The organism is Erythrobacter sp. WG (assembly GCF_026586795.1).
In the GTDB taxonomy this organism is placed as follows: domain Bacteria; phylum Pseudomonadota; class Alphaproteobacteria; order Sphingomonadales; family Sphingomonadaceae; genus Erythrobacter.
This window is the reverse complement of the sequence record NZ_JAPFGY010000002.1, coordinates 1-25,451: the sequence shown is the minus strand read 5'-3', so window position 1 is coordinate 25,451 and position 25,451 is coordinate 1. Positions and strand designations below refer to the sequence as shown.

22 protein-coding genes, 1 tRNA gene and 2 pseudogenes are annotated in these 25,451 nt (G+C 69.4%); 8 read left to right on the top strand and 17 right to left on the bottom strand.

Translation table 11 applies throughout. The features are described from left to right. Positions 1 to 928: 928 nt before the first annotated feature. Together nusG and secE are read right to left on the bottom strand one after the other, a co-directional pair. Positions 929 to 1,465 (bottom strand): transcription termination/antitermination protein NusG, encoded by a 537-nt coding sequence (nusG, locus tag OPU67_RS01250; RefSeq protein WP_267616946.1) that lies wholly within the window; start codon positions 1,463 to 1,465, stop codon positions 929 to 931. A 53-nt stretch (positions 1,466 to 1,518) separates the two neighbouring features. Next, positions 1,519 to 1,761, bottom strand: coding sequence for a preprotein translocase subunit SecE (gene secE, locus OPU67_RS01245; RefSeq protein ID WP_267616944.1), 243 nt, complete (start codon positions 1,759 to 1,761; stop codon positions 1,519 to 1,521). Positions 1,762 to 2,183: 422 nt separating this feature from the next. Between secE and OPU67_RS01240 the strand changes: the two genes are divergently transcribed. From OPU67_RS01240 to OPU67_RS01215, 6 genes are all read left to right on the top strand, one after another. After that, positions 2,184 to 2,738: a hypothetical protein gene (locus OPU67_RS01240; RefSeq protein WP_267616942.1), complete on the top strand. Its 555-nt coding sequence runs from the start codon at positions 2,184 to 2,186 to the stop codon at positions 2,736 to 2,738. Positions 2,739 to 2,760: 22 nt separating this feature from the next. Further along, positions 2,761 to 3,312 (top strand): hypothetical protein, encoded by a 552-nt coding sequence (locus tag OPU67_RS01235; RefSeq protein WP_267616940.1) that lies wholly within the window; start codon positions 2,761 to 2,763, stop codon positions 3,310 to 3,312. Between the two features lie 40 nt (positions 3,313 to 3,352). Further along, entirely contained in the window at positions 3,353 to 3,907 is a 555-nt protein-coding gene (locus OPU67_RS01230; RefSeq protein WP_267616938.1) for a hypothetical protein, read from the top strand. Between the two features lie 158 nt (positions 3,908 to 4,065). Next, positions 4,066 to 4,833 (top strand): molecular chaperone, encoded by a 768-nt coding sequence (locus OPU67_RS01225; RefSeq protein ID WP_267616937.1) that lies wholly within the window; start codon positions 4,066 to 4,068, stop codon positions 4,831 to 4,833. Between the two features lie 112 nt (positions 4,834 to 4,945). Beyond that, on the top strand, positions 4,946 to 8,044 hold the full coding sequence (locus OPU67_RS01220) for a fimbria/pilus outer membrane usher protein (RefSeq protein ID WP_267616935.1): 3,099 nt from the start codon (positions 4,946 to 4,948) through the stop codon (positions 8,042 to 8,044). After that, positions 8,041 to 8,940 (top strand): hypothetical protein, encoded by a 900-nt coding sequence (locus OPU67_RS01215; protein WP_267616933.1) that lies wholly within the window; start codon positions 8,041 to 8,043, stop codon positions 8,938 to 8,940. The genes OPU67_RS01220 and OPU67_RS01215 overlap by 4 nt, the downstream gene beginning before the upstream one ends. Here the strand turns inward: OPU67_RS01215 and OPU67_RS01210 are convergent. The 9 genes from OPU67_RS01210 to OPU67_RS01170 all read right to left on the bottom strand — a co-directional run bounded on the left by OPU67_RS01210 (position 8,937) and on the right by OPU67_RS01170 (position 19,821). After that, positions 8,937 to 9,365, bottom strand: a complete 429-nt coding sequence (locus OPU67_RS01210) for a hypothetical protein (protein WP_267616931.1) — start codon at positions 9,363 to 9,365, stop codon at positions 8,937 to 8,939. The two genes, OPU67_RS01215 and OPU67_RS01210, sit on opposite strands and share 4 nt — an antisense overlap. A 406-nt stretch (positions 9,366 to 9,771) precedes the next feature. Continuing rightward, on the bottom strand, positions 9,772 to 11,217 hold the full coding sequence (locus OPU67_RS01205; protein ID WP_267616929.1) for an efflux transporter outer membrane subunit: 1,446 nt from the start codon (positions 11,215 to 11,217) through the stop codon (positions 9,772 to 9,774). Then, a complete protein-coding gene (locus OPU67_RS01200; RefSeq protein WP_267616927.1) occupies positions 11,214 to 14,432 on the bottom strand; it encodes an efflux RND transporter permease subunit in 3,219 nt (1,072 codons plus the stop codon). Before OPU67_RS01200 ends, OPU67_RS01205 begins: the two co-directional genes overlap by 4 nt. Positions 14,433 to 14,444: 12 nt before the next feature. Further along, entirely contained in the window at positions 14,445 to 15,635 is a 1,191-nt protein-coding gene (locus OPU67_RS01195) for an efflux RND transporter periplasmic adaptor subunit (protein WP_267616925.1), read from the bottom strand. A 109-nt stretch (positions 15,636 to 15,744) separates the two neighbouring features. Continuing rightward, a complete protein-coding gene (locus OPU67_RS01190) occupies positions 15,745 to 16,425 on the bottom strand; it encodes a DUF1275 family protein (RefSeq protein WP_267616923.1) in 681 nt (226 codons plus the stop codon). Next, complete coding sequence (locus OPU67_RS01185) at positions 16,422 to 16,814, bottom strand: DoxX family protein (RefSeq protein WP_267616921.1); 393 nt, start codon at positions 16,812 to 16,814, stop codon at positions 16,422 to 16,424. Before OPU67_RS01185 ends, OPU67_RS01190 begins: the two co-directional genes overlap by 4 nt. 2 nt (positions 16,815 to 16,816) lie before the next feature. After that, a complete protein-coding gene (locus tag OPU67_RS01180) occupies positions 16,817 to 18,772 on the bottom strand; it encodes an amidohydrolase (RefSeq protein WP_267616919.1) in 1,956 nt (651 codons plus the stop codon). Next, positions 18,769 to 19,044, bottom strand: coding sequence for a XapX domain-containing protein (locus OPU67_RS01175; protein ID WP_267616917.1), 276 nt, complete (start codon positions 19,042 to 19,044; stop codon positions 18,769 to 18,771). The genes OPU67_RS01180 and OPU67_RS01175 overlap by 4 nt, the downstream gene beginning before the upstream one ends. A gap of 120 nt (positions 19,045 to 19,164) precedes the next feature. After that, on the bottom strand, positions 19,165 to 19,821 hold the full coding sequence (locus OPU67_RS01170; protein WP_267616915.1) for a hydrolase: 657 nt from the start codon (positions 19,819 to 19,821) through the stop codon (positions 19,165 to 19,167). Between the two features lie 251 nt (positions 19,822 to 20,072). Here OPU67_RS01170 and OPU67_RS01165 point away from each other — a divergent pair, with 251 nt between their 5' ends. Further along, complete coding sequence (locus tag OPU67_RS01165) at positions 20,073 to 20,996, top strand: helix-turn-helix transcriptional regulator (RefSeq protein ID WP_267616913.1); 924 nt, start codon at positions 20,073 to 20,075, stop codon at positions 20,994 to 20,996. A 19-nt stretch (positions 20,997 to 21,015) separates the two neighbouring features. Here the strand turns inward: OPU67_RS01165 and OPU67_RS01160 are convergent, their stop codons facing one another. Further along, positions 21,016 to 22,359, bottom strand: a complete 1,344-nt coding sequence (locus OPU67_RS01160; protein ID WP_267616912.1) for an alginate export family protein — start codon at positions 22,357 to 22,359, stop codon at positions 21,016 to 21,018. A gap of 416 nt (positions 22,360 to 22,775) precedes the next feature. Next, positions 22,776 to 22,851 (bottom strand) — tRNA-Trp (locus OPU67_RS01155). Positions 22,852 to 22,931: 80 nt separating this feature from the next. Between OPU67_RS01155 and aat the strand changes: the two genes are divergently transcribed. Continuing rightward, the gene (gene aat / locus OPU67_RS01150; protein WP_267616910.1) at positions 22,932 to 23,756 is read left to right on the top strand and encodes a leucyl/phenylalanyl-tRNA--protein transferase; all 825 of its coding nucleotides are present in this window, start codon (positions 22,932 to 22,934) and stop codon (positions 23,754 to 23,756) included. Positions 23,757 to 23,791: 35 nt separating this feature from the next. Here the strand turns inward: aat and OPU67_RS01145 are convergent. From OPU67_RS01145 to OPU67_RS01130, 4 genes and pseudogenes are all read right to left on the bottom strand, one after another. Beyond that, positions 23,792 to 24,028, bottom strand: a pseudogene (locus OPU67_RS01145) (DUF2155 domain-containing protein); the annotation flags it as partial. A 176-nt stretch (positions 24,029 to 24,204) separates the two neighbouring features. Further along, entirely contained in the window at positions 24,205 to 24,633 is a 429-nt protein-coding gene (locus tag OPU67_RS01140) for an NADH:ubiquinone oxidoreductase subunit NDUFA12 (RefSeq protein ID WP_267616908.1), read from the bottom strand. A gap of 94 nt (positions 24,634 to 24,727) precedes the next feature. Next, on the bottom strand, positions 24,728 to 25,228 hold the full coding sequence (locus OPU67_RS01135; RefSeq protein ID WP_267616906.1) for a DUF192 domain-containing protein: 501 nt from the start codon (positions 25,226 to 25,228) through the stop codon (positions 24,728 to 24,730). Then, positions 25,222 to 25,451: pseudogene (locus tag OPU67_RS01130) on the bottom strand (RecX family transcriptional regulator); the annotation flags it as partial. The gene OPU67_RS01135 and the pseudogene OPU67_RS01130, both read right to left, overlap by 7 nt.

The following is a 25,451-nucleotide window of genomic DNA, read 5'->3' as shown; positions in this document are numbered from 1 at the left end:
TGGTGAGCGGTCGAACGCCGTGGCCTGTGCACGCCAGCGGCTCCCGCACGGAATCACCCGGACCCGAAGCCCGAGCGAAGGCGCGCGCGTAGGCGCAAGTTGGGCAAAAAGCAACCCGGCTGTGGCCGCGCCGCGAGCCAGCGGACAAAGTGGACACGCTGTCCGATTTGCAGACGGTCAACTTCAGTATCCACTTCAATAAGCTAGGCCCGAGTTTCTTGAACGACGGGCACGGGAGCGTGGCGCAAAAACGCATCTGGGAGGCAAACGGCCTAAAAGCCCGGGCAGAACGATGGGACAGAGCCGGGCACATCCTGGAGGCCGGCGGAGGCGTAGGGAATGTCCGCGATCGCGGCCCTGCCGCCGAAAGCTGCCCTTCAGCTAGCGCTCACTTGTTGACACTTACGCATTCAATCATCTTGGGCCTATGCAGAGAGAGAGCGACACCAATGGGAGCTCGAGGCCCCTTCGCATGATTCGCTCTATTATTCGTCGTATTGGCCGTCCTCACTATTGTCCGCGCGCCTCTTCACGGTGCCGCGCTGATCGTCAGAGATTGGCTCAAGAAATAAGACTCAAGACTGTCCTGTTTCCACCCACTTCCGGTCATTCGCCCCAGCATTACACGTGCCCGGAAGCGGAAGCGCGCGGCACCCTCAAACCCTTGGTGCGGCTAGTGAGGTGGAAGCCGCGGCACAGCCCACATCTGTAGGCGCGCAATGGGGTGTCGGCGGCGAGGGCGACCGCCTCTGCCGCCTCGCGCGTGGCGAAGCGGCGCTTCTTCCGACAGATGCCGGGGCGGGTTTTCACTTCCGCCCCTTGTCCATCCCAGGTCCGTTCGCCTCGAGCGAAGTCGAGAGGCCAGTGCGTGTCGGTGTCTCGACTACGCTCGACACGAGTGGAGGGATCGACGTGGGCCGGAGGCGCCTTACTTCACCAGTTCGACTTCCTCAAAGCCCAGTTCCACCGGAGTGGCGCGGCCGAAGATCGAGACGCTGACCTTGACCCGCTGCTTGTCGAAATCGAGCTCTTCGACGATCCCGTTGAAGCTCGCGAAGGGCCCCGCGTTGACCTTGACCGAATCGCCGATCTCGTAATCGACGCTGATGTCGCGCTTGGGCGCGGCCTTGGCTTCTTCCACTCCGCCGAAATAGCGCGAGGCTTCCTTCTCGGAAATCGCCTGCGGCTTGTTGCCCGAGCCGAGGAAGCCGGTCACCTTGGGGGTGTTCTTGACGAGATGGTAGATATCGTCGGTCATGTTCAGCTTGGCGAGCACGTAACCGGGCATGAACTTGCGTTCGACCTGCACCTTCTTGCCGCGCTTCACTTCGGTGACGGTCTCGGTGGGAACCTGCACTTCCTCGACGCCTTCCGACAGGCCGAGGCGCTCGGCCTCGGCGATGATCGCGTCGCGCACCTTGTTCTCGAAACCGGAGTAAGCGTGGATGATGTACCAGCGGGCCATGGGTTGTCCTTGGAAATGGGTCTGTCGGTGGGAGGCGGCGGAGCTCGGCAGGCTTACTGGAGCAGCCCGATGAGCGCGCGCACGACCATGCCGAACAGGCTGTCGATGCCGAGGAAGAACAGCGATAGGATGGTCATGAAGATGAACACGAAGATCGCGGTGCGGACCGTCTCCTCGCGGGTCGGCCAGACGATCTTGTTCGTCTCGGCGCGCACCTGATTGACGAACTCGCCGGGCGAGGTCCTGGGCTTCTTCACTTCGGCCCCGTCCTTGGGGGCGATCATCTTGTCGGCCATGGAAGCCTTATCCTTCGCGCAATGCCTTCACGTCTCGTCCGGCCGGCTGTGAGGTAGGGCTCCGCGCCGCCCGGGACAAGGTCGCCGGAGGGGCTGGAGGATCTGCCGATGTCGGAAAGACGAGTGCGCCTTACGCCGAAGGCGGCGCGATTGCAAGATGCTCGCGGGACCCCGCCTCGGGCGTCAGCGCAGGCCGACCAGCCGGGGCGAGAAGCGAGCGCCCGGCACCTCGCCGCAAGGCACGGTCACGCGGTCCGGCTAACCGACAGGCGACTCGACGACAATGGGAGGCAACTCGGCAGGAATACGAGGTATGGCTGCGGTAAACCGTTAATTTACACATCGCCGATAAATCCCCGTCTGAAGTGTCGCTCGGACACGGCCGCGCTGCCGCACGGCGCCGCAAGACGGGGTGTGAATCGATGAGGCTTGTTCCGCTGATCCTGGCTGCTGGCCTGCTGGCCGCACCGGTCGCGGCCGTTGCCCAGACGGTCCGCTACGACGTCAATGCGCAGGTCCGGCAGATTTGCGGCGCCTACAACACCGAAGGTCAGGTCGTCGCGGTCGATTTCGGCGCGCTCGCGAACATCCTGCCTGCCCAGTTCGTCCAGCGCAGCGCCGGCGACATCACCTATCGCTGCAACGTCCCGGCCGGCTTCACCCGCACCGTCGCTTCCCAGAACAGCGGCTGGCTGACGCTCGGCGGCCAGGCCACCACCAGCGCCAATCGCCGCATCCGCTTCACCATGCAGCATCAGGGCGCCGACGGTTTCGGCTATGCGCAGCTGACCGCGCCGCGCGTGCGCACGCTCGTCGATGCGCCGAACAGCCGCCGCTACCTCAACGGCCAGACCGCGATCATCCGCTTTCGCGCCTATGGCGTTCGCGGCCCCGCCACAACCGCCGGGCCGACCGCCACCACCGTCTTCGCGGGCAATTACCGCGATACCGTCACGCTCACCATCACCGCCAACTGACAGGCCTGACATGGAGAAGATCTTGCGCACGTCCACCATCCTCGCCGCCGGTCTCGCCGCGCTCGCCGCAGCGCCGCTGGCGGCGCAGAACCTCACCTACGACATGAGCGCGCAGGTTGCGCCGGTGTGCGGTGTCTACAGCTCGACCGGCACGGTGATCGATGTCAACTTCGGCTCGCTCGCCACCGTCGACACTGCCGCTACCGTCAACGCGCCCGCGGGCAGCGCAACCTATCGCTGCAATTCGGTGGCCGGCTTCACCCGCACCATCGCCTCGCAGAACAGCGGCTGGCTGACGCTCGACGGTGCGCCCACGACGCAGGCCAGCCGCCGCATCCGCTTCACCCTGACCCATGGCGGCGGCAGCGGGCTCGGCTTTGCCGCGCGCCAGCTGACCGCGCCGGTCACGGGCAGCTTTCCCGGCAACGGCACCTGGCTTGGCGGCCAGACCGGCGGGATCTCGTTCCAGGCGTCCGGGGTGCGCGGTGCTCCGGCGGCCAACGGCGTGCCGGGCACGACCGTGCTTTCGGGCAACTACCGCGACACCGTGACGATCACGCTTACCGCCAATTGACCAACCAATCTGTTCACCACCTGACCAAAGGACCACAACCATGAAGACCAAGATTGCCCTCATCGCCGCCGGGTTTGCCGCTTTCGCAGCCGTCCCCGCCTCGGCCCAGAGCCTGACCTACAACCTCAACGCCCAGGTCGCGCCGTCGTGCGGCGTCTATAACTCGGGCGGCGCTACCGTGGCGGTCGATTTCGGCCAGCTCGCCACTGTCGCGACTAGCAGCACTGTCGATGTCGCCGCCGGCGAGGCGACCTATCGCTGCAACAGCGTCAACGGCTTCACCCGCACCATCACCTCGCAGAACAACGGCTACCTCACCCTCGGCGGCCAGCCGACGACCGATAACGCGCGCCGCATCCGCTTCAACATGGCGCACACCGGCGATGCCGGCCTTTCGTTCGCCGCCCAGCAGCTGACCTCGCCGGTGGCGACCACCTTCGGCGGCAGCACCGCGTTCCTCGCGGGCGAGACCGGCGCGGTGAGCTTCCAGGCCTTCGGCGTGCAGGGTGCCGCCGGCGGCAACGGCGCGCCGGGCACTACCGTCTATGCGGGCAACTACCGCGACACCGTGACCATCACCGTCACCGCGCTCTGATCCGTCGCCCGGGGGCCCTGTCCCCCGCCGCATGACACACGCGAAGTGGTGGAGCCCCCGGGGTTCCACCACTTTTTTCGTGAGCGGCTTGCCCGCAGGCAAGGTTAGTCCATATCAACAAACCAGATTAACCTTCGGCAAGATTGGCTCCCATCATCATGAACATCAGCACGAGGCTATCGGTCCTTGCCGAGCGCAACCTGCGTGCCCTGCGGCGCCTTGCGACGGCCTTCGCGGCCGGGCTTGCGCTGGTCCTTTCGGGCGCACTGCAGGCCTATGAAGTCACGCCGATGCGCGTCTTTCTCCAGCCCGGCGGAGGCCAGAACAGCGCCACGATCACAATCAACAACATCCGCACCGAACCGCTCCCGGTCGAGATCCAGGTGCTGCGGCGGGTGGTCAAGCCCGACGGCGAACAGGTGTTCGAACCGGCCGAGGAGGAATTCATCACCTTCCCCCCGCAGGTGCAGATCCCGGCGGGCCAATCGCAGGCGATCCGCATCCAGTATGTCGGCGATCTGGGCGAGACGGCGCAGGCTTTCGTGGTGCAGGTGACCGAGGTTCCGGTGAACAAGCTGGAGGGCACTGGCATCCAGTTTACCTACAATTTCGGCGTCGCGGTCTATGTCCAGCCCCCCCGGGCGCGCGCCCGGCTGGCGGTGAGCGACACGGCGGTCGCGGACGGCATCCTGCGCTTCAAGGTCGCCAACAGCGGCAACGACTATGGCTTCCTGACCGGGCAGGCACTCGAATACAATGTAGGCGGCACGCGCGTCACCCTGACCCCGGACGACGTCGCGACCCTCGTCGCCAATCCGATCGTGCCGCCCGGTGCGACCCGCGAATTCGCGCTCCCGCTCGACAGGAGCATCGCCGCCGGGGCGGGCGGGCCGACCGAAGTCCGGCTGCTGCGCGGTGAAAGCTGAGACAGGCGGCACGGCTGCGGCCCAGCCGAGCGACGGGGGCCTGCCGGTGGTGATGGCCTGATCCGTGGGGCGCGGGGGCCGTAACCTGGGGGTGACGCGGCACGGGCGGCTAATGCTGGTCCCGCTGCTGACCGCGACGGGCAGCGCGGCGTGGGCTGCTCCCGGCGGGCTCACCGTGGCCGACGGCGCGGCGGCGATCCCGCCTCCCCCGCCGTCGTCCGATCTGGCGACCGCTCTCGCTGCCGCGGCTGCGGTGTGGAGCTCGCCCGCGCCGCAAGCGAGCCTGTTCATCATGCATCCGGTGCTCGAAGGGCACCGCCTGCCGCAGGTCACGGCCGAGTTCAACGCGATCGAGCTGCGCGGGATCGAGGCGGGTTCGCTGGCGCTGGCGCTCGGCAACCGCCTGACCGCGGTCCACCGCGAGCAACTGCGGCGCGAGGCGGGCCGCTTCCTGCCGGTGGCGCGGCTTCAGGAGCTGGGCATCGTGGCCGCCTACAACCCGGCGAACCTCACGCTGAGCTTCGCGCTGGTACCCGAGGTCGCGGGCACGCAGGTTCTTCCCCCCGGGACGGCGGGCGAGGCGGGCGGCGCGCGTCTCATCGCACCGGTCGCCCCGATCGACCTGCCCGATCGGGCCGCCCCCTTCCTGTTCGGCAACCTCGTCGATCTCGCCGCGCAGTCCCTGCGCAAGGTCGAGAGCGGCCGACTGGTTGCGGTCACGGCCGATGGCAGCGTGGTTCCGGTCGACAAGGCAGAGACACCTGCGCCCGCCGCGCCGGAGCCAGAGCCGGAGCCGCCGCCGCCGCCACCGCCTGCGACAAGTGCCGCGCTGACCGCCGCCAGCAACGCTCCCCCCCCTCGGCCGCCGCGGGTCAGCCGGATCTCCATGCCCCCGATGCTGGCGGGAAACCGGCTGGCGCCGATCACCGCCGAGCTGACCCCCACCGAACTGCGCGGCATCGAGGCAGGCTCGCTCGAACGCGCCCTCAGCGACAAGCTCGCCGCCGCGCGGCGCGATGACCTGAAGCGCGAGGCGGGCAGCTTCCTCTCCCTCGAACGGCTGGCGACGCTCGGCATCACCGCCACCTATGATCCTTCCAGCCTCACCATCGGTCTCGCGCTGTCGCCCGATGCGGTGGGGGCGCAGACCTTCGACTTCATGGGCGACGTCAAGCTGGGCGCAGCCGAGCGCGTCGCGCCGGCGGACCTCGCCTTCGGCGTGACCGGCAACCTTGTGGGCAGCCACGATTTCAGCGATCCGCAGCGCAGCACGCGCCTTGCCTACAACTTCGCCGGGTTCCTCAACATCGGCGGGCGGGATCGCGGCGGCTATCTGCTGTTCGGCGGCCTCGTCAATCTGGCCGGGCAAGGCCAGCGCACCTTCGAGCGCGACCGCCTGATCGCCTTCAAGGATTTCGAGGGCCCGGCGCTGCGCATGGCGGCAGGCGATCTCAATGCGGGCCTGCCGCTGATCGCAGGCGAGGTCGACGTTGCGGGGCTATCGCTCGAGCGGCGCTACGACGCGCTCCAGCCCCTGCGCAACATCCGCCCGACCGGCCGCCGCCAGTTCACGCTCGACCGTCCGGCGCGGATCGAGATCTATGCCAACGGCGCGCTGGTGCAGGCGCTCGACGTCAATGCGGGGCCGGTCGATTTGAACCGCATCCCGGCGCTCTCGCTGTCGACCAACATCCGCATCATTGTCGAGGATGCGACCGGGCGGCGCGAGATCGACAGCTTCACGCTGGCCAACGACATCGAATTACTCGGCAAGGGCCTCAGCGAGTTCAACGTGACGGCGGGCTTCATGCGCAAGCCTGCCGCGCGCGGCTTCGCCTATTCCGCCACGCCCCTGTTGACCGGCCAATACGCCCGCGGCTTCAGCGACGTGCTGACCGCGGGTGCGCATTTCGCGCTGATGGCCGATTACCAGAACCTCGGCGTGACGCTCGCTGGCGTGGTGCCGGGCGGCACCTTGATCCTGGGCGCGAGCGCGAGCCACCATCGTCCCAGCGATGATGTGGGCTATGCCGTCAGTCTCGCCTATCGCGGCGATCCCTTCCGCCTGTCGGACCTCGGCAGCCAGCTCAATCTCCGGGTCGATTACCGCTCGGCCGATTACCGGCGGCTCTCGCAGTCGCTCGAGCGCGATCCGGTCAAGCTCGACATGGCGCTCGATTACCGGGTGAGCCTGTCGGAACGCGTCGCCTTGTCGGTGGGGGGCAATTTCCTCGAGAACCATGATGGCGGGCCCGCAACCCGCGCCGTGTTCGCCGGGGTGCAGGCCTCCTTCGGCCGCGTGCTCGCCTCGGCGACCGCGCGCTATGCCGATATCGGCGGGCGCGCGGACCGGGGTATTCTCGCGACACTGACCATCCCGCTCGGGCGCAGCCATTTCTCGACCGCCAGCTATGACAGCGTCACCCGGCAGGCGCGCTTCGAGGCGCGGCGGGTGCGCGACATCACCGTCCCTGAATTCGATTACGGGCTGATTGCCGAGCGCACCCCGCTGTTCGGCCGCCTGACGGGCCAGGCGCGCTATGCCAATTCGCGCTTCAATCTCGATGTCGAGATGGTGGGGACCCGGGCAGAGGCGGCGAGCGGGATGCGCGATTCCAGCATCGTCAATTTCCGCCTGCAATCGGGGCTGGCCTTTGCCGACGGCGAGTTCGGCATCGGCCGCAATCCGGGGCGCGGCTTCGTGATGGTGGACCGCCACGCCTCGCTCAAGGAGGCGCGCGTCGAGGTTGAGACCAGCGGGATCGGGCGGCGCGCGGGGCAGAGCAACAAACTGGGCCCGGCGGTGATCAGCCAGCTTTCGGGCTACCGGCCCGACAATATCCGCGTCAGCGTGCTGGGCGCGCCGCCGGGCTACGATATCGGCGCGGGCGAATACCTCACCCAGCCCGGCGCGGCGAGCGGCGTGCGGCTGACGATCGGCAGCGACGCCTATCGCTCGGCGCTGGTGACCTTCGTCATGCCCGATGGCGCCCCGGTGAAGCTCGCCGACGGGTTGCTGCGCAACCTCGCCACGGGCGAGACGAGCGGGGTGTTCACCAATGCCGCCGGGCGCGCGGTGCTCTCGAAGCTGAGCGCGGGACGTTACCGGGTGGAATTCGTCGGCGGGGATCTGGTGTTCACCTTCGCGGTCGGCGAGGATGCGCCCGCGATCATCCGGTTGGGGACGCAGACAGTCGAGGTGGCACCATGAACGGGCTTCGGATCGGGCTGGCGATGCGCGCCGCGGCGGCAGTGCTGCTGGTGTTGGCGACCCTTGCGGCAGGCACCGCCGCGCTCGCGCAGAACGGCGGCGGCGCCTGTTCCGAGGGCTACCGCATCACCGGCCGGCAGGCGAGCGGGCAGAGCTATGATCCCAACCAGGCCAACCGCACCGTGCTCCAGATCACGCTTCAGGCTGCGGGCGAGGACGTGCCGCGCGGCTGCACCAGCGCAGCCGTTACGATCACCCCGCAATCGGGGACCGCGTTCGTCTTCGCCAATGGCAGCTACCAGCTGGGCTTCGTCCAGCTCAATTCCGCACAGGTCTCGCAGGCCAACGTCACCCGCTTCGAACTCGCCGGCAATGCCCGCAGCCGGCTGGTGCGCGGCGAGGCGGTGACGATCGACCTGTTCGAACTGAGCGCGGGGCAGTTTCCTGCCGCGGGCGAATATCGCGGCACGGTGCTGGTGCAGGTCGGCAACGGCCTGCCGCAGGCCGTGCTGTTCACGATCACGGTGCGCCCGGCGATCAAGTTCCTCGCCGAACAGGGCGCGATGAGCCGCGATCTCAGTTTCGGCGAGGTGACCGCAGGCTCGGTGATCCGCACGGCGGTGTTCTACCAGAGCAACGCGGCGGTCAACATCACCATCCAGTCGCAAAACCGGGGCCAACTGGTCCACACCGTGCAGGGTGCGCGGACTGCGATTGCTTACCGGCTGACCTATGACGGGGCGCCGGTGAACCTCGCCGCCGGGGCGCAGATCAACCGCCCGTTCCGCGGCCTCATCGCGCAGCGCGAGGAAATGGTGCTCGAGGTTGCGCCTGGCACCAACCGCTTCGCGGGCGATTACCGCGACGTGCTGACCTTGCTCTACACCGCCTACTAGAGCGGCTGGACGGTCACGGCGAACCGCTCTGTGCCGACCGGTTCGGCGAGCTCGATCGTGGTGAGGGCATAGCCCGGACGGGTGCTGGTGATGGTGACGGCGCTGCCGCTGATCTGCACGGGGCCTGCCGAACTGCGCGCCGCGCGCAGGCCCGCAGGGCCGGCGGCGCGGGTGACCGTGAGCTGGTAGCGCTCGGCATTGCAGCTGGTCGCCACCGCAAGGCCGGCCGGCTGGTCGGCGCGGGTCTGGACTTCGAGGATTGCGCAGATCACCGGCACGGTCGCCTCGAGGTTCCAGCGCAGCCCGTCCGCCGCAAGCGCTCCGGAGGCTGCGAGCACGCCCAGAGGGCCGGCCAAGGCGCCCGCCCGCAGCACGGTGCGACCCTGCCGGAAAGGGCTGTGCCCGGAACGGTACGGCTGCGGCATCGCTCGGCCTCCCTGGGGAACGGCATGACCAGACCTGCCCTGCGCCGACAGGCCAAGCGGCCTTGCGGGGAGCAGAACGGCCCAAGCTTGCCGCGCTTAAGAGGCACTTCGCAATCGCACGCGGGCGCCCGTTTGGGCGCCGTGCCGTGGGGGGACGATCGGACCGCGGGAAGTTGAGAGCGCGCTCGCCCGCCTCGGTCGGCAGGCGCCGGGCGTTCCCGGGATGGCGCGCGGGCGCTGACCGGCGCGTGGCATCGCTGCATCCCGTTCAAAGATTATGGGCGCGAGCGGCTCCCGCCCGACGTGCCGCTTCAGCCAGCGCGCGGCGCTTCAGCGCATGACACCCGCCCCTGATGCAAGTGATCGACCTTCAGCCCCGGCGGTTCCCGCGAGGCTGCAAGCGCCTCTAGCTTGCCGCATCGGGTGCTGCGCTCTCCACACCCTCCCATCCGCCCCCGAGCGCGCGGAAGACGGTGACCTGCGCCTCGGCGCGGGCGCCGGCAGCTTCGGCGTATGACGCTTCGGCCGCGCGCCACTGGCGCTGGACCTCGATGAGACGCAGCGCATCGTCGCTGCCTGCCTTGAAGCGCAATTCGGTCAGCCGCGCGGTCTCCTTCGCGGCATCGGCCGCCTCGAGGAGCTTCGCCTCCGCGGCCAGGGCACCCGACAGGCGGGCGAGCGCCTGCTCGACCTCCTGAAGCGCGCCGAGCACCGCAGCATCGAAGCGCGCGAGCGATGCGTCGGTGCCCGCCCGCGCGGCCCGCACGCGCGCGCGCGCGGCGCCGTTGAAGGGGAAGTTCCAGCTGATTGCCGGCCCGATCGAGAAGCCGAAGCTCGCCGCGTTGCCGAGGTCGCCGATCCGCGTCGAGCCCAGCGAGGGCGTGCCGAGCAGGCGGATCTGCGGATAAAGCGCGGCGATGGCGACTCCGACCCGCTCGGTGTCGGCGGCGAGCGTGCGTTCGGCCGCGCGGACATCGGGGCGGCGGGCGAGCAGCGCCTGCCCGTCGCCCACCGGAAGCGGCGCGGCAAGGCCCGGCACGGCGGCGCAGGCGGCGGCGCTGTCCGAGACATCCTCGGGCGGATCGCCCGTCAGGAAGGCGAGCGCATAGAGCGAGGCGCGCCGCTCGGCGATGAGCTGTGGCAGCGCGGCCTCGGCCTGGGCGAGCGCGGTGCGCGCGGCGGCAAGGTCGCGTGCGTCGGTGTAGCCGGCGCGCGTGGTGCTCTCGACCAGCGCGAGCGAGCGGCGGGTGAGGGCGACGGCCTCCTCGGCGGTCTTGACCCGCACCGCGAGCGCGCAGCCTTGCGTGTAGGTCCGTGCGACCTCGGCGGCGACCGCGACCCGCGCGGCATCGACCTGCGCGCGGGCCGCCTGCTCGTCGGCGATGGCGGCGCGCACCGCGCGGCTCACCCCGCCGAACAGGTCGATCTCGTAGCTCGCATCGACCCCGGTGGTGAAGAAGTCGGTGGTCACCACCGGCACGTTGCCGATCGCGTTGAACACCTGCCCGCCGAAGCGCTGGCGCACGTATTGGGCGTTCAATGTGGTCGACGGCAGGCGCCCGGCGCGCGCCTCGGAGGTGAGGGCCCGGGCGCGCTGGAGGTTGGCGGCGGCGATGCGCAGGTCGGTGTTGCGATCGAGCGCGCGGGTGACGAGGGTGTCGAGCACCGGATCGCCGAACAATCGCCACCATTGCGGCGGCAGCGGGGTCGGCGCGGTCGCCACCGCATCGGCCTCGGTGAGCCTCGGCGAAGGGCCTCCGGGCGAAGGCGGCACGGCATAGTCGGGCCCGACCGCGCAGGCGCCGAGGGTCAGCGCGGCGGCGAGCGGAACGAGGGCGCGCGCGCGGCTCATGCGCCGGGCTCCGGCTGGGGCGGGGAGGAGGGCGCAGGGGGCGCCTCGCCTGCGGCTTCGGCGGGGGGCTTGCGGCGCTTGAGCCGCCGGCCCACCCAGTCGCCGAACAACCGGGCGATGACGTAGAAGGCGGGGGTGAAGATCAGGCCGAACACGGTCACTCCGAGCATCCCGAAGAACACCGCGACGCCGAGCGCCTGACGCATCTCGGAGCCCGGACCCTGGCCCAGGACCAGCGGCAGGACGCCGAGAATGAAGGCGATCGAGGTCATCAGGATCGGCCGCAGGCGCAGCTTCGCCGCCTCCTGCGCCGCCTGCCGCAGCTCCATGCCATGGTCCTCGTTCTGCCGCGCGAATTCGACGATCAGGATCGCGTTCTTCGCCGCGAGCCCGATCAGCACCACGAGGCCGATCTGGGTGAGGATGTTGTTGTCGAGCCGCATGACATTGACCCCCAGCAAGGCGGCCAGCAGGCACATCGGCACGATCAGGATCACCGCCAGCGGCAGCACCAGGCTTTCATATTGCGCGGCGAGCAGCAGGAAGACGAACACCACCGCAAGGGCAAAGGCGATTGTCCCGGTGTTGCCCGCCTGCTTCTGTTCGAAAGCAAGCTCGGTCCAGTCGAAGGCGAAGCCCTGCGGCAGGGTTTCATCGGCGAGCTTTTCCATCGTGCCCAGCGACTGGCCCGAGGAGAAGCCTGGCAGGGTGTTCCCCTGCAATTCGGCTGCAGGATAGAGGTTGTAGCGCACCACGCGGTAGGGACCGCCCTCGTTGCGGATCGTCAGGAACGCCCCTAGCGGCACCATCGCGCCGCTGTCGGAGCGCACGCGCAGGCGCAGGATATCGGCCGCGCTTTCGCGGAACGGGGCGTCGGCCTGCGCCGTAACCCGGAAGGTGCGCCCCAAGAGGTTGAAATCGTTGACATAGGTCGAGCCGAGATAGGTCGCGAGGGTGGCGAACACATTCTCGAGCGGGACGCCCAGTTGTTCGGCCCGCTCCCGGTCGATATCGGCGTAGAGGCGCGGGGTGCGGGTGTTGAAGGTGGTGAAGGCCCCGCCGATGCCCGGCGCCTGGTTGGCCTTCATCATCATCGTGAAAGCGACCGTCTCCAATGCCTGATAGCCCGCCCCGCCGCGGTCCTCGAGCATCATCTTGAAGCCGCCGCCGGTGCCGATCCCGGAGACGGGCGGCGGCGGGATCACGAAGATGCTGCCTGCCGTGATCGACTGGAGCGCGCCGTTCAGCTCGCCGAGGACCTGGTTCGCGCCCGCGCGCTGATCCTTGGGCTTCAACGACACGAACATCGCCGCGGCATTGGGCGCATTGGTGAAGGTCGCCCCATCGAAGCCGCCGAAGGCCACGGTGCTGGCTGTCGCCGGGTTGGCGAGCGCGATCTTCTGCGCCTGCTCGAGCGCCTCGGTGGTGCGCTCGAGCGAGGTGCCGGGGGGCATTTGCAGGACCGCGATGAGATACCCTTGGTCCTGCGCCGGGATGAACCCCGAAGGCGTCTCGGCAAAGCGCCAGACGGTGAGGCCGATCAGCGCGCCATAGGCGATGCCGACGATCGCCAGCATCCTGACCGCGCGCGCACTGAAGCGGCCGTAGCGGCTCGACAGCCGGTCGAAGCCGCGGTTGAAGCCGCGGGCGAAGCGCGTGCCCCAGCCGCGCCAGCCGGGCGCGGGGGGCGTGTCGCCGTGCGCCTTGGGCTTGAGAAGCAGCGCGGCGAGCGCCGGCGACAGGGTCAGCGACACGAAGGCCGAAATCGCCGTCGCGCTCATGATGGTGAGCGCGAACTGACGGTAGAACTGGCCCGAGATGCCGGGGATGAAGCTGGTCGGCAGGAACACCCCGATCAGCACCAGCGCAATCGCGATCAGCGCGCCGGAGACCTCGTCCATCGTCTTGTGCGCCGCCTCGCGCGGGGAGAGGCCCTCCTCCTCCATCACGCGCTCGACGTTCTCGACCACCACGATGGCGTCGTCGACGACGATGCCGATGGCGAGCACCAGCCCGAACAGCGAGAGGTTGTTGAGGCTGAAGCCGAACGCCGCAAGGAAGGCGAAGGAGCCGATCAGCGAGACGGGGATGGCGATGATCGGGATCAGCGCCGCGCGCCAGCTTTGCAGGAACACCAGCACCACCAGCGCGACCAGCACGATCGCCTCGAACAGCGTGTCCTCGACCGCCGCGATCGAGGCTTCGATATAGGTCGTGGGCGCATAGGGGATCGCGTATTCGAGCCCCGGCGGGAAGTCCCGCTTCGCGCTGTCGAGCTCGGCGCGCACCGCCTCGGCGGTCGCGAGGGCGTTCGATCCCGGAAGCTGCGAGACGACCACGGCGACGGTCGACTTGCCCGAATTGAAGGCGTTGACGCTGTAGTCCTGCGCGCCGAGCTCGATCCGCGCCACGTCGCGCAGGCGGATCAGGCGCCCGTCGTCGAACCGCTTGACGATGATCGCGCCGAAATCCTCGACGGTCACCAGCCGCCCCTGCGTCTGGATGTTGAGCGTGAAGGCGGTGCCGCCGGTATTGTAGGGCGGCTGGCCCACCGCGCCCGCGGCGACCTGCACGTTCTGCGCGCGCACTGCGGCGACGATCTCGGAGGCATCGAGGTTCAGCGTGGCCGCCCGGTCCGGGTCGATCCACACCCGCATCGAATAGTCGCGCCCGCCGAAGATGCGCACGCTCCCCACGCCCTCGACGCGGCTCAGCCGGTCGACCAGCTGGAGCGTCGCGTAGTTCGACAGGTATTGCTGGTTGTAGCGATCGTCGGGCGAGATCAGCGTCGCGACCATCAGCAGGTCGGGCGAATTCTTGCGCACCGTGACGCCCAGCCGCCGCACATCCTCGGGCAGGCGCGGCTCGGCGGTCGAGACGCGGTTCTGCACCAGCACCTGCGCCTGATCGACATCGGTCCCTTGCGCGAAGGTGACGGTGATCGTGACATTGCCGTCCCCGGTGGAGGAGGAGGACATGTAGAGCATATCCTCCACCCCGTTGATCTGCTCCTCGAGCGGGGCGGCGACGGTCTCCGCCAGGGTCTCGGCCGAGGCACCGGGGAAGCTGGCCGAGACGACCACGGTGGGCGGCGCGATCTCGGGATATTGGGCCACGGGCAGGGCCGGGTAGGCGATCGCGCCGACGATCACGATCAGGATCGACAGCACCGCCGCGAAAATCGGGCGGTTGATGAAGAAGTGCGGGAAGGTCATCGCGGCCCGCCCTTACTGCGACTTGGCTTCGGCGGCCGGCGGCGCGGAGACCGGCAGCGCGACCGGCGCTGCGTTCTTGGCGCGCGGGCGGATCGCACCCTGCTTGGGCGTCACCACCGCACCGGGCTGGAGCCGGGCGAGGCCGTCAAGCACGACCTTGTCGGTCGGCTTTAATCCGCTCCTGACGGCCCTCAGCCCTTCCACCATCGGGCCGAGTTCGACATTGCGCATCTCGACCTTGTTGTCCTTGCCGAGCACGAACACCGCGCGGCGGGTCTGGTCGGTGATCACTGCCTCGTCGGGCACCAGCAGACCGTCATAGGCCCCCGAGCCGAGCAGCCGCGCGCGGCCGAACAGGCCGGGGACAAGGAAGCCGCTGGGGTTCGCCACCTCGGCGCGCGCCTTGATCGTGCCCGAGCGCGGATCGAGCGCGTTGTCGACAAACACCATGCGGCCCTTCCAGCGATAGCCTTCCTCGTCGGCCAGCTGGATCTCGACAGGGTTGGGGGCATAGCGCGAGGACTTGCGCTCGCCGCTCGCGTCCTGGCGGATATACTTGAGGTAGAAGCTCTCCGCCCCGTCGAAGGTGAACCAGATCGGGTCGACGGAGACCACGCGGGTGAGCACGGTCTGCCCTGCGGTCACGTAATCGCCGAGCGAGGCGCGGCGGTCGGAGACGCGGCCGGCGACGGGGGCGCGGACCTGGGTGAAGGAAAGATCGAGCTGGCGCGCCTCAGCGCTCGCGCGGGCGGCGGCAACCGCGGCATCGGCGGCGCGGGCAGCGGCGCGCTTCTGCTCGTAGAGCTCCTTGCTGATCGCGGCGTCGGGCAGCAGCGTCTCGGCGCGGGCGAGCTCGCTCCTCGCGACCGCCGCGTTGGCGCGGGCGCGTGCCACCTCCGCCTCGGCCTGGGCCAGCGCGGCGCGGAACGGGCGGGGATCGATTTCGTAGAGCACTTGGCCCTTGCCGACTGTCAGACCCTCGCGGAAGGCGATGCGGGTGACGTTGCCCGACACCCGCGGCAGGACCTCGACATCCTCGATCGCCTCGAAACGTCCCACATAATCGTCCCAATCGGTGATGCTGCGCTTGAGCGGCGCCGCCACCGCCACGGTCGGCGGCGGCGGAGCCGCAGGTTCGGGCGCGGAGCAGGCGGCGACCGCCAGCAACCCGGCGGCGAGGATTAGCAACTTGATACTGTTCATATTCGCCCCTGTTCGGCCATACGATGCTACAGAATTGTGGCCATTTCGCGAACCTCTCCCCCGCGGCGGGGCGAGCGGCAGTTTCGGTCCCCTCGGCACGGCCGGAATCTCACTTTCGTAGCGCCAGGCGCGCCATCACCAGCACGGCGGGAAGGCCCACCGCCGCAAGGCCGAACGTCGTCTGGGACAGCGCGCCAGCCGCGCATCCTGCGGCAAAGCCGATCACCGCGCGCAGCATCCTCGCTTCGGGCCTGCTCGCATCCGAGGTGCCGCCCGCCGACGGCGGGGCGAGGTGCAGGACCTCGGCGGTGCGGATCGCGAGCGCGGCGACATTGCCGGTCATCACCGCAAACGGCGGGCCCATCGCGGGATTGAGCCGGTGCGCGGCATTGAGCATTCCCATCGCCGCGATCAACACCACCGCGCTCGCCGCATCCCACGGCCCGCTGCCCAGCACCGCGCTCGCCCCCGCGACACAGAGCATCAGCAGCATCGCGCTCCACACGATCCCCGCGAGGCTGCGGTCCGGCGAAAGCCGCCCGGCGATGGCCCCCGTCAGCATGGCGGCCACGAAGAACACCGGAAGCGCGGCGAGCTGCAGCGCTTCGGGGCCCTTGCCCGCGATGGCCCCGCCGCTCGCCAGCGCGGCGCCCAGCAGCACGAAGTTGCCCGTCACGTGGGCCACGAACAGGCCTTTCATGTGGATGAAGGCCGCGGTGTCGACGAAGCCCGACAGGAAGGCGAGCAGCGTGGCCAGCGACAGAAGTCCGGCGGGCTTTCCCGCGCTCATCCCGGCCTCCGCGCGCTAACCCATGCGGCAAGCCCGAGCCCGGCGATGAGTGCGACATGCTCGAAGAAGGTGGTCGCATCGCGCAAGGCCGTGCCCGCCGGCCGGTTCCAGAAGTCGTGCGCGACCAGCGTCGCGACCAGCGTGAAGCCGGCGAGCAGCGCCGCGCCGATCCCCACCGCCCACCCTCCGGCAAGCAGCAGCGCGGATCCGCCGAGTTGCACCGCAACTACCGCGGCGGCGAAGGCGCCCGCAGGCTTCAGCCCGGTCAGGCCGCGCACCTCGGCGGTCGCGCCGGTGAAGTCGAGGGCCTTGGTCAGCCCGCTGAACAGGAAGGGCGATGCCAGCGCAAGGCGCAGGAGCCAGAGGGGAAAGGCGCGGGGCGTGTCCATGCTCACACCGCCCAGCACGCGCAGCCGAGCGCGCCCCAGAAGCTCCTGAGATCGGCGACCGGGAGCCCTGCGCCCCAGCTCTTTGCGTGGTCATGACCGTGGACGCCGCAGCTGGTTGCGCAGCCGCAAGACGACGCGGCGACCTTCGCCAGCGCGGTGGTCGCCGCGTCGGGCGCAGTCTTGTTGTAGCCGCCCCAGGTGTTGACCGGGGACCAGTCGGGCATCGCAGGCGGCAGCGGCGGGGCGAGACCTTCGAAGCCGTCCGCGCCGTAGACCGGCTTGCCGTCGACGATCGTCAGCACCGCCGTGATCTGGCGGATCTCGTCCCCCGGCACGGCGAAGTAATCGCGATCGAGCACGGCAAGGTCGGCCAGCATCCCCGCTGCGATGCGACCCTTCTTGCCCTCCTCGTTCGAGAACCACGTGGTGTTCTCGGTCCACATCCTCAGCGCCGTCTCGCGGTCGAGGAGGTTCCTTTGCGGATAGAGCCCGGTCCCGCCCAGCGTCTTGCCGGTCACCAGCCACGACAGCGACACCCACGGATCGTAGGAAGCGACGCGGGTCGCATCGGTGCCGGCCGAGGTCTTCACCCCCGCCTCCAGCACCCGCTTGAACGGCGGCGTCGCCTCGGCAGCAGACGCGCCGTAACGCGCAACGAAATACTCGCCCTGGTAGGCCATGCGGTGCTGGAAGGCGATCCCGCCGCCCAATGCCGCGACCCGATCGATCGAGCGTTCGCTGATCGTCTCGGCATGGTCGAAGAACCAGTGGATGCCATCCAGCGGAATGTCGCGATTGACCTTCTCGAGCACGTCGAGCGCGCGGGTGATCGTCTCGTCGTAGGTCGCGTGCAGCCGCCACGGCCAGCGGTTCTGCGCGAGAATGCGGATGACGCCCTCGAGATCGCCCTCCATGTTCGCCGGCATATCCGGGCGCGGCATCCGGAAGTCCTCGAAATCGGCGGCGCTGAACACCAGCATCTCGCCCGCGCCATTGAGGCGGAAATAGTCGTCGCCCTGATGATACTGCGCGCTCGCCGTCCAGCGCAGGAAGTCCTCCTTCTCCTCGCCCGCCTTCTGGGTGAAGAGATTGTAGGCGATCCGCACGGTGAGCTGGCCTTCGGCGTGCAGCGCCTCGATAACGGCATAGTCGTCCGGGTAGTTCTGGAAGCCGCCGCCTGCGTCGATCACGCTTGTCACCCCGAGGCGGTTCAGGTCGCGCATGAAGTGGCGGGTGGAGTTGAGCTGGTATTCGAAGGGCAGCTTCGGCCCCTTCGCCAGCGTCGAATAGAGGATGCCCGCATTGGGCGAGGCGATCAGCAGCCCGGTCGGGTTGCCGCTCGCGTCGCGCTGGATTGCGCCGCCCGGGGGGTCGGGCGTGTCCTTGGTGTATCCCACCGCCCGCAGCGCTGCAGCGTTGAGCAGGGCGCGGTCGTAGAGGTGGAGGATGAACACCGGCGTGTCGGGCGCAGCGGCGTTGATCTCGTCCAAGGTCGGCAGGCGCTTCTCGGCGAACTGGTGCTCGGAAAAGCCGCCGACGACGCGCACCCATTGCGGCGCGGGCGTTCTCGCTACCTGCGCGCGCAGCATCGCCATCGCGTCCGACAGGCTGGCGAGCCCGTCCCAGCGCAGCTCCATGTTATAGTTGAGACCACCCCGGATGATGTGGATGTGATTGTCGGCGAGGCCCGGAATGACCCGCCGCCCGCCAAGATCGATTACCTGCGTCCCCGGCCCGCGAAGCGCCATCACCTCGGCCGTGTCGCCCACCGCAAGAAAGCGGTTGCCGGCGATCGCCACCGCCTCAGGCGCGGGGTTGGCGCGGTCGAGGGTGGTGAACGCGGCGTTCACCAGGATGATGTCGGCGGTCGATCCGGCAGCGTTCAAGGGCGATCCTTTCCAGAGCGGTGCGAGCCCCGCCACGGCGAGGCCGGCAGTGACGGTGCGCCGGTCGATCATGCCTCGCGCCCGGCCTGCGCGGTGTCCTTGAGCCCCGCGCGGGCCGGGAGCGGGCCGAGGATGTGCTCGGCGCAATCCGCCCGGGTCGCGGCGACGACTTGCGGGTGGCCATACCACACGCGCTTGGCGAAAGGCACGATCTGCTCGCCGACGAGGATGCCGAGGAGCCCGACCAGCGCGATCACTAGCGGGGCGGGAGAGCGGACATTGAGCAGGCTGTAGACGATGCCCACCAGAAGTCCGGCACCCAAGGCGGCGAGGTAAGGCTTCATCGCAAGGCTCCTGGTTGTTGCGCTCAGGCGATCGGGGCGGCCGGCGGGGCCGGAAAAGGGACAGCCCGGCCGCCCCCTCACCGCCGATCATCGGCCGGCGGGGTGGCGGCGCGGGACCCGTCAGCCCTCGTGGGCATCCGGCCCGAGCATGGTCTTGGCGTAGATGAGGCCGAGGCCGTAGGCACCTCCGAAGGCCATCGCTGAGTGCGTCACGGCGTCGTAGGTTTCGTGCCGCGCCCAGTCGCGTTGCAGCTCGAGCAGATATTGCAGCGCGGTGATCGGCCGCGCGCCCATCTGCACCATGCGGTCCATCGCGCGCTCGTGCGCTTCCTCCGAGACATCGCCGCAGGCATCGGCGATGACGTAGACCTCGAAGCCCTGGTCGAGCGCCGAGAGCGCCGGGCCGACGATGCACACGCTGGTCCACAGGCCGGCGAGCACGATGCGGCTCTTGCCCGCTTCGTTGACGGCAACCGCGATGCGTTCGTCCTCCCAGGTGTTCATCGTGCTGCGGTCGATCACCTCGTGGCCCGGAAACTGGCTCTTGATCTCGTCGAACATCGGGCCGGAGAAGGTCTTCTCGGCGACCGTGGTGAGAATGGTCGCAACCCCGAAGATGCGGGCCGCGTTGCTGACCAGCGCGGCGTTGTTGCGGAGCATGATCGCGTCGATCGACTTGGTCGCGAAGCTCATCTGCGACTGGTGGTCGATCATGATCAGCAGGTGATCCGAAGGCGCCAGCAGGGCGGCACCGGGGGCGGCGATAGCGGTGGGCATGAGAAAGAATCCTGTCGCAGGGGTTGCGGCGCGCACGATAGACTATCTCGCGCGCCCGCGCACCGCCGCTCTTGCGGCGAGTGGACCGAACTTGCTGTCAAGCAGGCCCATGGCGCGGCGCGGCCGACGCGGCGCTTTGCAGGCGCGCCGATCCGCTGTAAGCTGCGCCACGCACGGGATCGATCGAAGCTATGATGCGGTCCGGATTTTGCCATGGTCCGGACTGCCCACCCATGATCGGGACCGCAAGGATGCAGCCACCACCCCGCTTCTCCCCGCGCCCGCGACCCGGACACGGCCTGCGCTTCGACGAATGCTACATCGAGGGCGAACATGGCCAGTTCGTCCGTAGCGCCGCCAAGCTCGGCAGCTACGGGGCGAGCGCGCTGCTGGTCGATCAGCCGGCCGGCCACTACACGACCGCCGGCACCGATGACCTGGTGATGTGCGCGATCCTCGGCGATCCGGTCGCCGCCGCGATCGACTTCGGCGCAGGGATGTTCCGCTTCCAGAGCGCGCACACCCCCTTCTTCCTGAGCCCGGCACGGGCGCCGTCGGTCTTCGCGGTCGAGAACCCGCACCTTGCGCGCCTGATCGCGGTGCCGATCGGCGAGGTGCGCGAACTGCTCGGCCGGCATGGCCTGCGCGCCGATGCCGAGCTCGAACCGCTCTATGCCGGCGGCTTCGAGGATCCCTTCCTCGCAAGCCTCATGCCGCAGCTGGGCCAGTCGCTGACCTTCGAGGGCGAGACCGGGCTGCTGATCCAGGATTCGCTGCTGGTGACGATCATCCTCGCCCTGCAACAGGTCGGCAGCGCGCGCCGCACCGCGCGCCCGACCGTGGTGGGCGGGCTCAGCCCGGCGATGATCCGCAAGGCGACCGCGTTCCTGATGGACGGAATTGGCCAGCCGAAGGGCCTGAAGGCGCTTGCCGAGCACTGCGGGATGTCGGAATTCCACTTCCACCGCGCCTTCACCCTGTCCTTCGGCTGTTCGCCGCACCGCTGGCAATTGCAGCGCCGGATGGAGATGGCCTGCGAGCTGCTGCGCCTGCCGGGGACGAGCGTGATGGAGGTCGCGATCGCGGTCGGCTATGACACGCCGCAGGGCCTTGCGCGGGTGTTCCGCCGGCATTTCGGCTGCACCCCGATGGAATACCGGCGCGCGCTGCAATAGGGGCCCGGGTTTCCCGTCGTCAGAACGTCACCTGCACCGTCGCCTCGACGAAATCCGAAGGGTCCGAAGGCCCGGTCGCGCGGATGAAGCCCTGCGGCCTGGAGTGGGTGGCGACGAGGCTCAGCAGCAGGCCCGGGCGCGGCGTCCATTCGGCCACCCCCGACAGCGCCGCATCGACGAACCGCGCGCGCGTTTCGTCCGGCGCGCGGATCAGCGCGCCCTGCGGCGAATAGACCCCGTCCTGCCGCGACAGCCGCCAGAACAGGTTGAGATCGAGGCCCAGCGTCAGGTCCTCGCGCGGATGGACGGTCACATAGGGGTGGAAGTTGAAGAAGTTGGACGGCCCGAGCACCGCGTCCTCGGAGAAATAGCTCGCGTTGGGGTAAAGCGCGTTGAACGTGCCGAGGCGCCCATCCCCCCGCGCGCTGTCGCCCGAGGCGATGTTGGCCGAGAACATCACTTCGGGTCGCCACGCCGCCTGCTCCCAGCGGTGCCCGGTCTTGCTGGCGAGGGTCCAGGCGCGGATCGTGCCCGTGCCCAGCCGTCCCATCTGGTAGACCGCCTCCCAGTCCCAGAACCACCCGCCGCGTGCGCCTGCCGCGCGCAGCCCGAAGGAATGGCGACGCTCGTCGGCGGTGCCCTCGAGAGTCCGGCGCGCGTCGATGCTGGTGGCGAGCCAGTAGGCCTCGAGGGTCCCGGACAGCGCCGGGAAGCCCGCCTGCACACCCGCCAGATCGCGCCCCTCGTTGCGGCCATCGTTGAACACCCCGGCGGGCCGAACCGCAACGAGCCGCAGCGCGAAGGCATCGAGCGCCAGCTTCCCGAGCGCGGCATGACCCCGCACGCCATCCCAGGTGCGGCGCACCGTGGTTCCCTCGCGCACTGCGACGAGGCGCTGCGAGCCGAGGCGGATTTCCTGCCGCCCGAGCCGCAGGAACGCGGCTTCGGGGCCGATCTCGAGGAACGCCTCCTGCACATCGAGCACGTTGCGCTCGGCAGGCGAGGTCTCGTCGCCCCCCGCGATCAGCGCGCTGACAAGGCTGGCGCGGGCGCGCAGCTTCGGCGCAATGTCGGCATCGGCGGTGAGCGTCGCGCGCTGCGTCCAGAACAGCCCGGCGGTCGGATCGCTGCGATCGAAGGCAATTGCCGAGAGCCAGCTGATGCGCTCGCGCAGCTGGCCTGACAGCCGGATCGGCGCTGCCGCGCTCTCGGCTCCGCCCTGCCCTGCCGGCGTTACCGGCGACGCAGCCCCGTCGGTCGGCTGACCGGCAGCCGGCACGCCGCAGGCCAGCATCGCCCCCGCCACCGCGCCCGGCACGCGAGCGCTGAGGCGGCGGGCTCGCGGTGCGCTTGGACGAACCACGGTTGCTTGTCGGTCTTGCGGCTGATCCCGGTGAAACGATCGGCGGTGTCCTGGCGCCCCCCGGCCGCCGCCGCGTCGGTTCAGATCGCTTGGTCGGCCCATGCACGTCTCCGGCTCCGCCCTGTTCGGCGCGGCGCCTGCTCTAGACGCCGGTCGATCCGGATCGTTCCGAAATGGGACGCCTGCACCATCTTCGGCGCTCTTGCCCGGTATGGGTTCTTCTCGGGATCGGGCGGGCGGGCGGGACGATGGAGGACATGATGCCGATCCGTTCCTCCGGCGCGCGCCAAGCTGCGGCCATGACAGCTCGCAGGCGCTCTTGCGGGGGTCGGTCAAGAGGTTCGGCAGTTCGGCCGACAGCACGGCGGAAACGCGGCGCGAGCGGCTTTCCGGTCCCCGGGACCCGCGGAGGATGTTGGCAGGGGTGACAGGATTCGAACCCGTGGCCCTCGGTTTTGGAGACCGATGCTCTACCAGCTGAGCTACACCCCTGCAGCGCCGGAGCGGCGGCCTTTACCGAAGCCGTCCGGGATAGGCAATCCACTTTACCTCGCGCTCACCGCGCCTGTAGTATGGCCTACGCCATGCACGCGCCCAACCGCCCTCCGGTCCCGGTCGAAACCCTGCTGCTCGCCTATCGCAGCGGCATCTTCCCGATGGCCGACCGGCGCGAGGATCAGGAGGTGTTCTGGGTGGAGCCGCGCGAGCGGGCGGTGATCCCGCTGGACGGGCTCCACGTCTCCAGATCCCTGCGCAAGGTGATCCGCGCCGACCGCTTCCGGGTGACGGTCGACCGCGCCTTCGAACAGGTCATCCGCGCCTGCGCCGAACCGCGCCCCGAACATCCGGAAACGTGGATCAGCGAGCGGATCGTGCAGAGCTATATCGGGATGCACCGCGCGGGCCATGCCCATTCGGTGGAATGCTGGATGCCGGACGAGGCGGGCGATTCGCAGCTCGTCGGCGGCCTTTACGGGGTCAGCTTCGACCGGGTGTTCTGCGGCGAATCGATGTTCAGCCGGTTGCCCGACACCAGCAAGGTCGCGCTCGCCTGGCTGGTGGCGGTGCTGGGTCACGCGGGCTACGCGCTGCTCGACTGCCAGTTCATGACCGAACACCTGCGCTCGATGGGCGCGGTGGATCTGCCGCAGTCCGAATACCGCCGCATGGTCGAGCGCGCGCAGGGCCAGCCGCGCCTCAGCCTCGGGATGGCGTGGCGCTGGTTTGCCGAGGGCTATGCCGCGGGCGTCGTCGCCGGAGCCGGGGCCGGAGCCGGCGCGGGCGGCGCGGCAGCCGACGGCGCGGCCGAGGGCCGGGCCGAAGGTTCGGCCTTGGGCGAGGCCGGGCCTTCCTCGCCCGGAAAGCGCATAATGCAGTCCTTGACGAAGACGTCGTAGATCGGGTGCTCGACCACGTTGAGGCTCGGGCTCTCGAGGAACAGCCAGCCCGAGAAGACGCGGGCGTGCTGCGGCTGGCCGCGCCCGCGGATGTCGACCTGCACGAAGGCGCCGGTCTGCTGCGGCAGTTCCCACGGCGCGGTGCGCTCGCAGGCGGAGACGCGCACGATGACCGGGCCGATCTCCTGCGCCTCGCCGGGCTTGAGGCGCAGTTCCTCGGAGACGTTGTTGCGCTTGTTGAGGAGGCCGATCACCGCGACGCGCTCGTTCATCGGGGTCGCGCCGGTCGCCCCGGCCGCAGCAGCGGTGGCGTCAGCCTGCGGGGCGGCGGCGGCAGGGCTCGCCTCGTCGAGCGGGACCTTGACCGTCTCGGGCGCCTTGGGCGCGATCCAGTCGCAACCGGCAAGCGCCAGCGGCAGCAGGAGGACGAGCGCGCGCATCCGCCCTGTCAGCCGTCCGCGCCGGGGGTCCAGGCCTCGTAATCGCCGACCGCCCGGGCGCGCACACCGCCCCGCTCGAGCGCGCCTTGCGGGCGATAGGCCGCAGCGGTGCCGGTGGCGTTGGGGGTGTAATCCGCTTCCCACACCTTGGGCGGCGGCAGGTGGCTTTCGGGCACCTCGTCATAGGTGCCGTGGAGCCAGCCGTGCCATTCGGACGGCACGCGGCTGGCATCGTTGGCGCCCTTGTAGATCACCCAGCGCTTCTCGCGCGCGGTGTAGGAGCCGGTCCGCTTGCCGGTGTCCTTGGTGGCTGCGCGGTAATACCTGTTGCCGGCGGCATCGGTGCCGACGTGCTCGCCCTTGACGCGGCTTGCCCACAGGTGGGTGCCGATGGTGGCACCGTCCCACCAGGTGAAGATCTTTGCGAGGATACCCATGGCCGCCGCGCCTAGCGGAATTGCCGGTAGCGGCCAAGGTGGGATTTCATGTCCCGGCCCAGCCCGCGCCGTGCGGCGGAGCCGCCCCCGCGCCCTACCACGTGACCTTGTCCCCCGGCACGATGCCCAGTGCCGCCGCGCGGCCCGCGCGCAGTTCGAGCACGGCGCCCGCGTTCCCCTTGGAGCTTACCGAGGCGAGCGAATAGGGCTCGGTGTTGGCGGCGATGTTGAGGATGCGCCCGTCCGCGCCGATGAAGATGATGTCGAGGCTGAGCGGCGTGTTCTTCATCCAGAAGCTGCGCGGCTCGGGCGTGTCGGAGGGGAAGATCATCCCCTCGTTGTCGCCGAGGCTCTGGCGGAACATCAACCCGCGCGCCTGCGCCTCGGGGGTGTCGGCGACCTCGACCCTGAAAGGGAGCTTTTTCCCGCCGCGATCGACGGTGAGGTCGATCACCCGGAGGCCCGAGACCGGGTGGACGGTCGCCCCGGCCTGCGCGGGCGCGGGGGTCTGCGCGGAAGCGGTGGCGCTCTCGCTCGTCGAGCAGCCCGCCAGACCCAGCACCAGCGCGGCAGCGGCCAGGAATTGCCTTACCATCGTTCCTCGATCCCTTCCTCGTCCGCCGCTTCGGCGACCCATTCGGCGACATCCTCCTCGCTGGCAGCGGCGAGGATGAAGCGCGCGTGCTCGTACTGGTGGCCTGCGCGCAGCATTGCTGCAACGGCTTTTTCGTGGGCCTTGCGCGCCGCGAGCGGGTCGAGCGCGCCCGCCGGTGCGGCGAACGGGCCGAGCCGCCGCTTGGCCGCCAGCAGCGCCGCCG

What these genes read in the sequence shown, in the direction of transcription:
- nusG (WP_267616946.1), bottom strand. Translation starts at nt 1,465, where the DNA reads ATGGCCCGCTGGTACATCATCCACGCTTACTCCGGTTTCGAGAACAAG.
- secE (WP_267616944.1), bottom strand. Translation starts at nt 1,761, where the DNA reads ATGGCCGACAAGATGATCGCCCCCAAGGACGGGGCCGAAGTGAAGAAG.
- OPU67_RS01240 (WP_267616942.1), top strand. Translation starts at nt 2,184, where the DNA reads ATGAGGCTTGTTCCGCTGATCCTGGCTGCTGGCCTGCTGGCCGCACCG.
- OPU67_RS01230 (WP_267616938.1), top strand. Translation starts at nt 3,353, where the DNA reads ATGAAGACCAAGATTGCCCTCATCGCCGCCGGGTTTGCCGCTTTCGCA.
- OPU67_RS01225 (WP_267616937.1), top strand. Translation starts at nt 4,066, where the DNA reads ATGAACATCAGCACGAGGCTATCGGTCCTTGCCGAGCGCAACCTGCGT.
- OPU67_RS01220 (WP_267616935.1), top strand. Translation starts at nt 4,946, where the DNA reads ATGCTGGTCCCGCTGCTGACCGCGACGGGCAGCGCGGCGTGGGCTGCT.
- OPU67_RS01215 (WP_267616933.1), top strand. Translation starts at nt 8,041, where the DNA reads ATGAACGGGCTTCGGATCGGGCTGGCGATGCGCGCCGCGGCGGCAGTG.
- OPU67_RS01210 (WP_267616931.1), bottom strand. Translation starts at nt 9,365, where the DNA reads ATGCCGCAGCCGTACCGTTCCGGGCACAGCCCTTTCCGGCAGGGTCGC.
- OPU67_RS01205 (WP_267616929.1), bottom strand. Translation starts at nt 11,217, where the DNA reads ATGAGCCGCGCGCGCGCCCTCGTTCCGCTCGCCGCCGCGCTGACCCTC.
- OPU67_RS01200 (WP_267616927.1), bottom strand. Translation starts at nt 14,432, where the DNA reads ATGACCTTCCCGCACTTCTTCATCAACCGCCCGATTTTCGCGGCGGTG.
- OPU67_RS01195 (WP_267616925.1), bottom strand. Translation starts at nt 15,635, where the DNA reads ATGAACAGTATCAAGTTGCTAATCCTCGCCGCCGGGTTGCTGGCGGTC.
- OPU67_RS01190 (WP_267616923.1), bottom strand. Translation starts at nt 16,425, where the DNA reads ATGAGCGCGGGAAAGCCCGCCGGACTTCTGTCGCTGGCCACGCTGCTC.
- OPU67_RS01185 (WP_267616921.1), bottom strand. Translation starts at nt 16,814, where the DNA reads ATGGACACGCCCCGCGCCTTTCCCCTCTGGCTCCTGCGCCTTGCGCTG.
- OPU67_RS01180 (WP_267616919.1), bottom strand. Translation starts at nt 18,772, where the DNA reads ATGATCGACCGGCGCACCGTCACTGCCGGCCTCGCCGTGGCGGGGCTC.
- OPU67_RS01175 (WP_267616917.1), bottom strand. Translation starts at nt 19,044, where the DNA reads ATGAAGCCTTACCTCGCCGCCTTGGGTGCCGGACTTCTGGTGGGCATC.
- OPU67_RS01170 (WP_267616915.1), bottom strand. Translation starts at nt 19,821, where the DNA reads ATGCCCACCGCTATCGCCGCCCCCGGTGCCGCCCTGCTGGCGCCTTCG.
- OPU67_RS01165 (WP_267616913.1), top strand. Translation starts at nt 20,073, where the DNA reads ATGCAGCCACCACCCCGCTTCTCCCCGCGCCCGCGACCCGGACACGGC.
- aat (WP_267616910.1), top strand. Translation starts at nt 22,932, where the DNA reads ATGGCCTACGCCATGCACGCGCCCAACCGCCCTCCGGTCCCGGTCGAA.
- OPU67_RS01140 (WP_267616908.1), bottom strand. Translation starts at nt 24,633, where the DNA reads ATGGGTATCCTCGCAAAGATCTTCACCTGGTGGGACGGTGCCACCATC.
- OPU67_RS01135 (WP_267616906.1), bottom strand. Translation starts at nt 25,228, where the DNA reads ATGGTAAGGCAATTCCTGGCCGCTGCCGCGCTGGTGCTGGGTCTGGCG.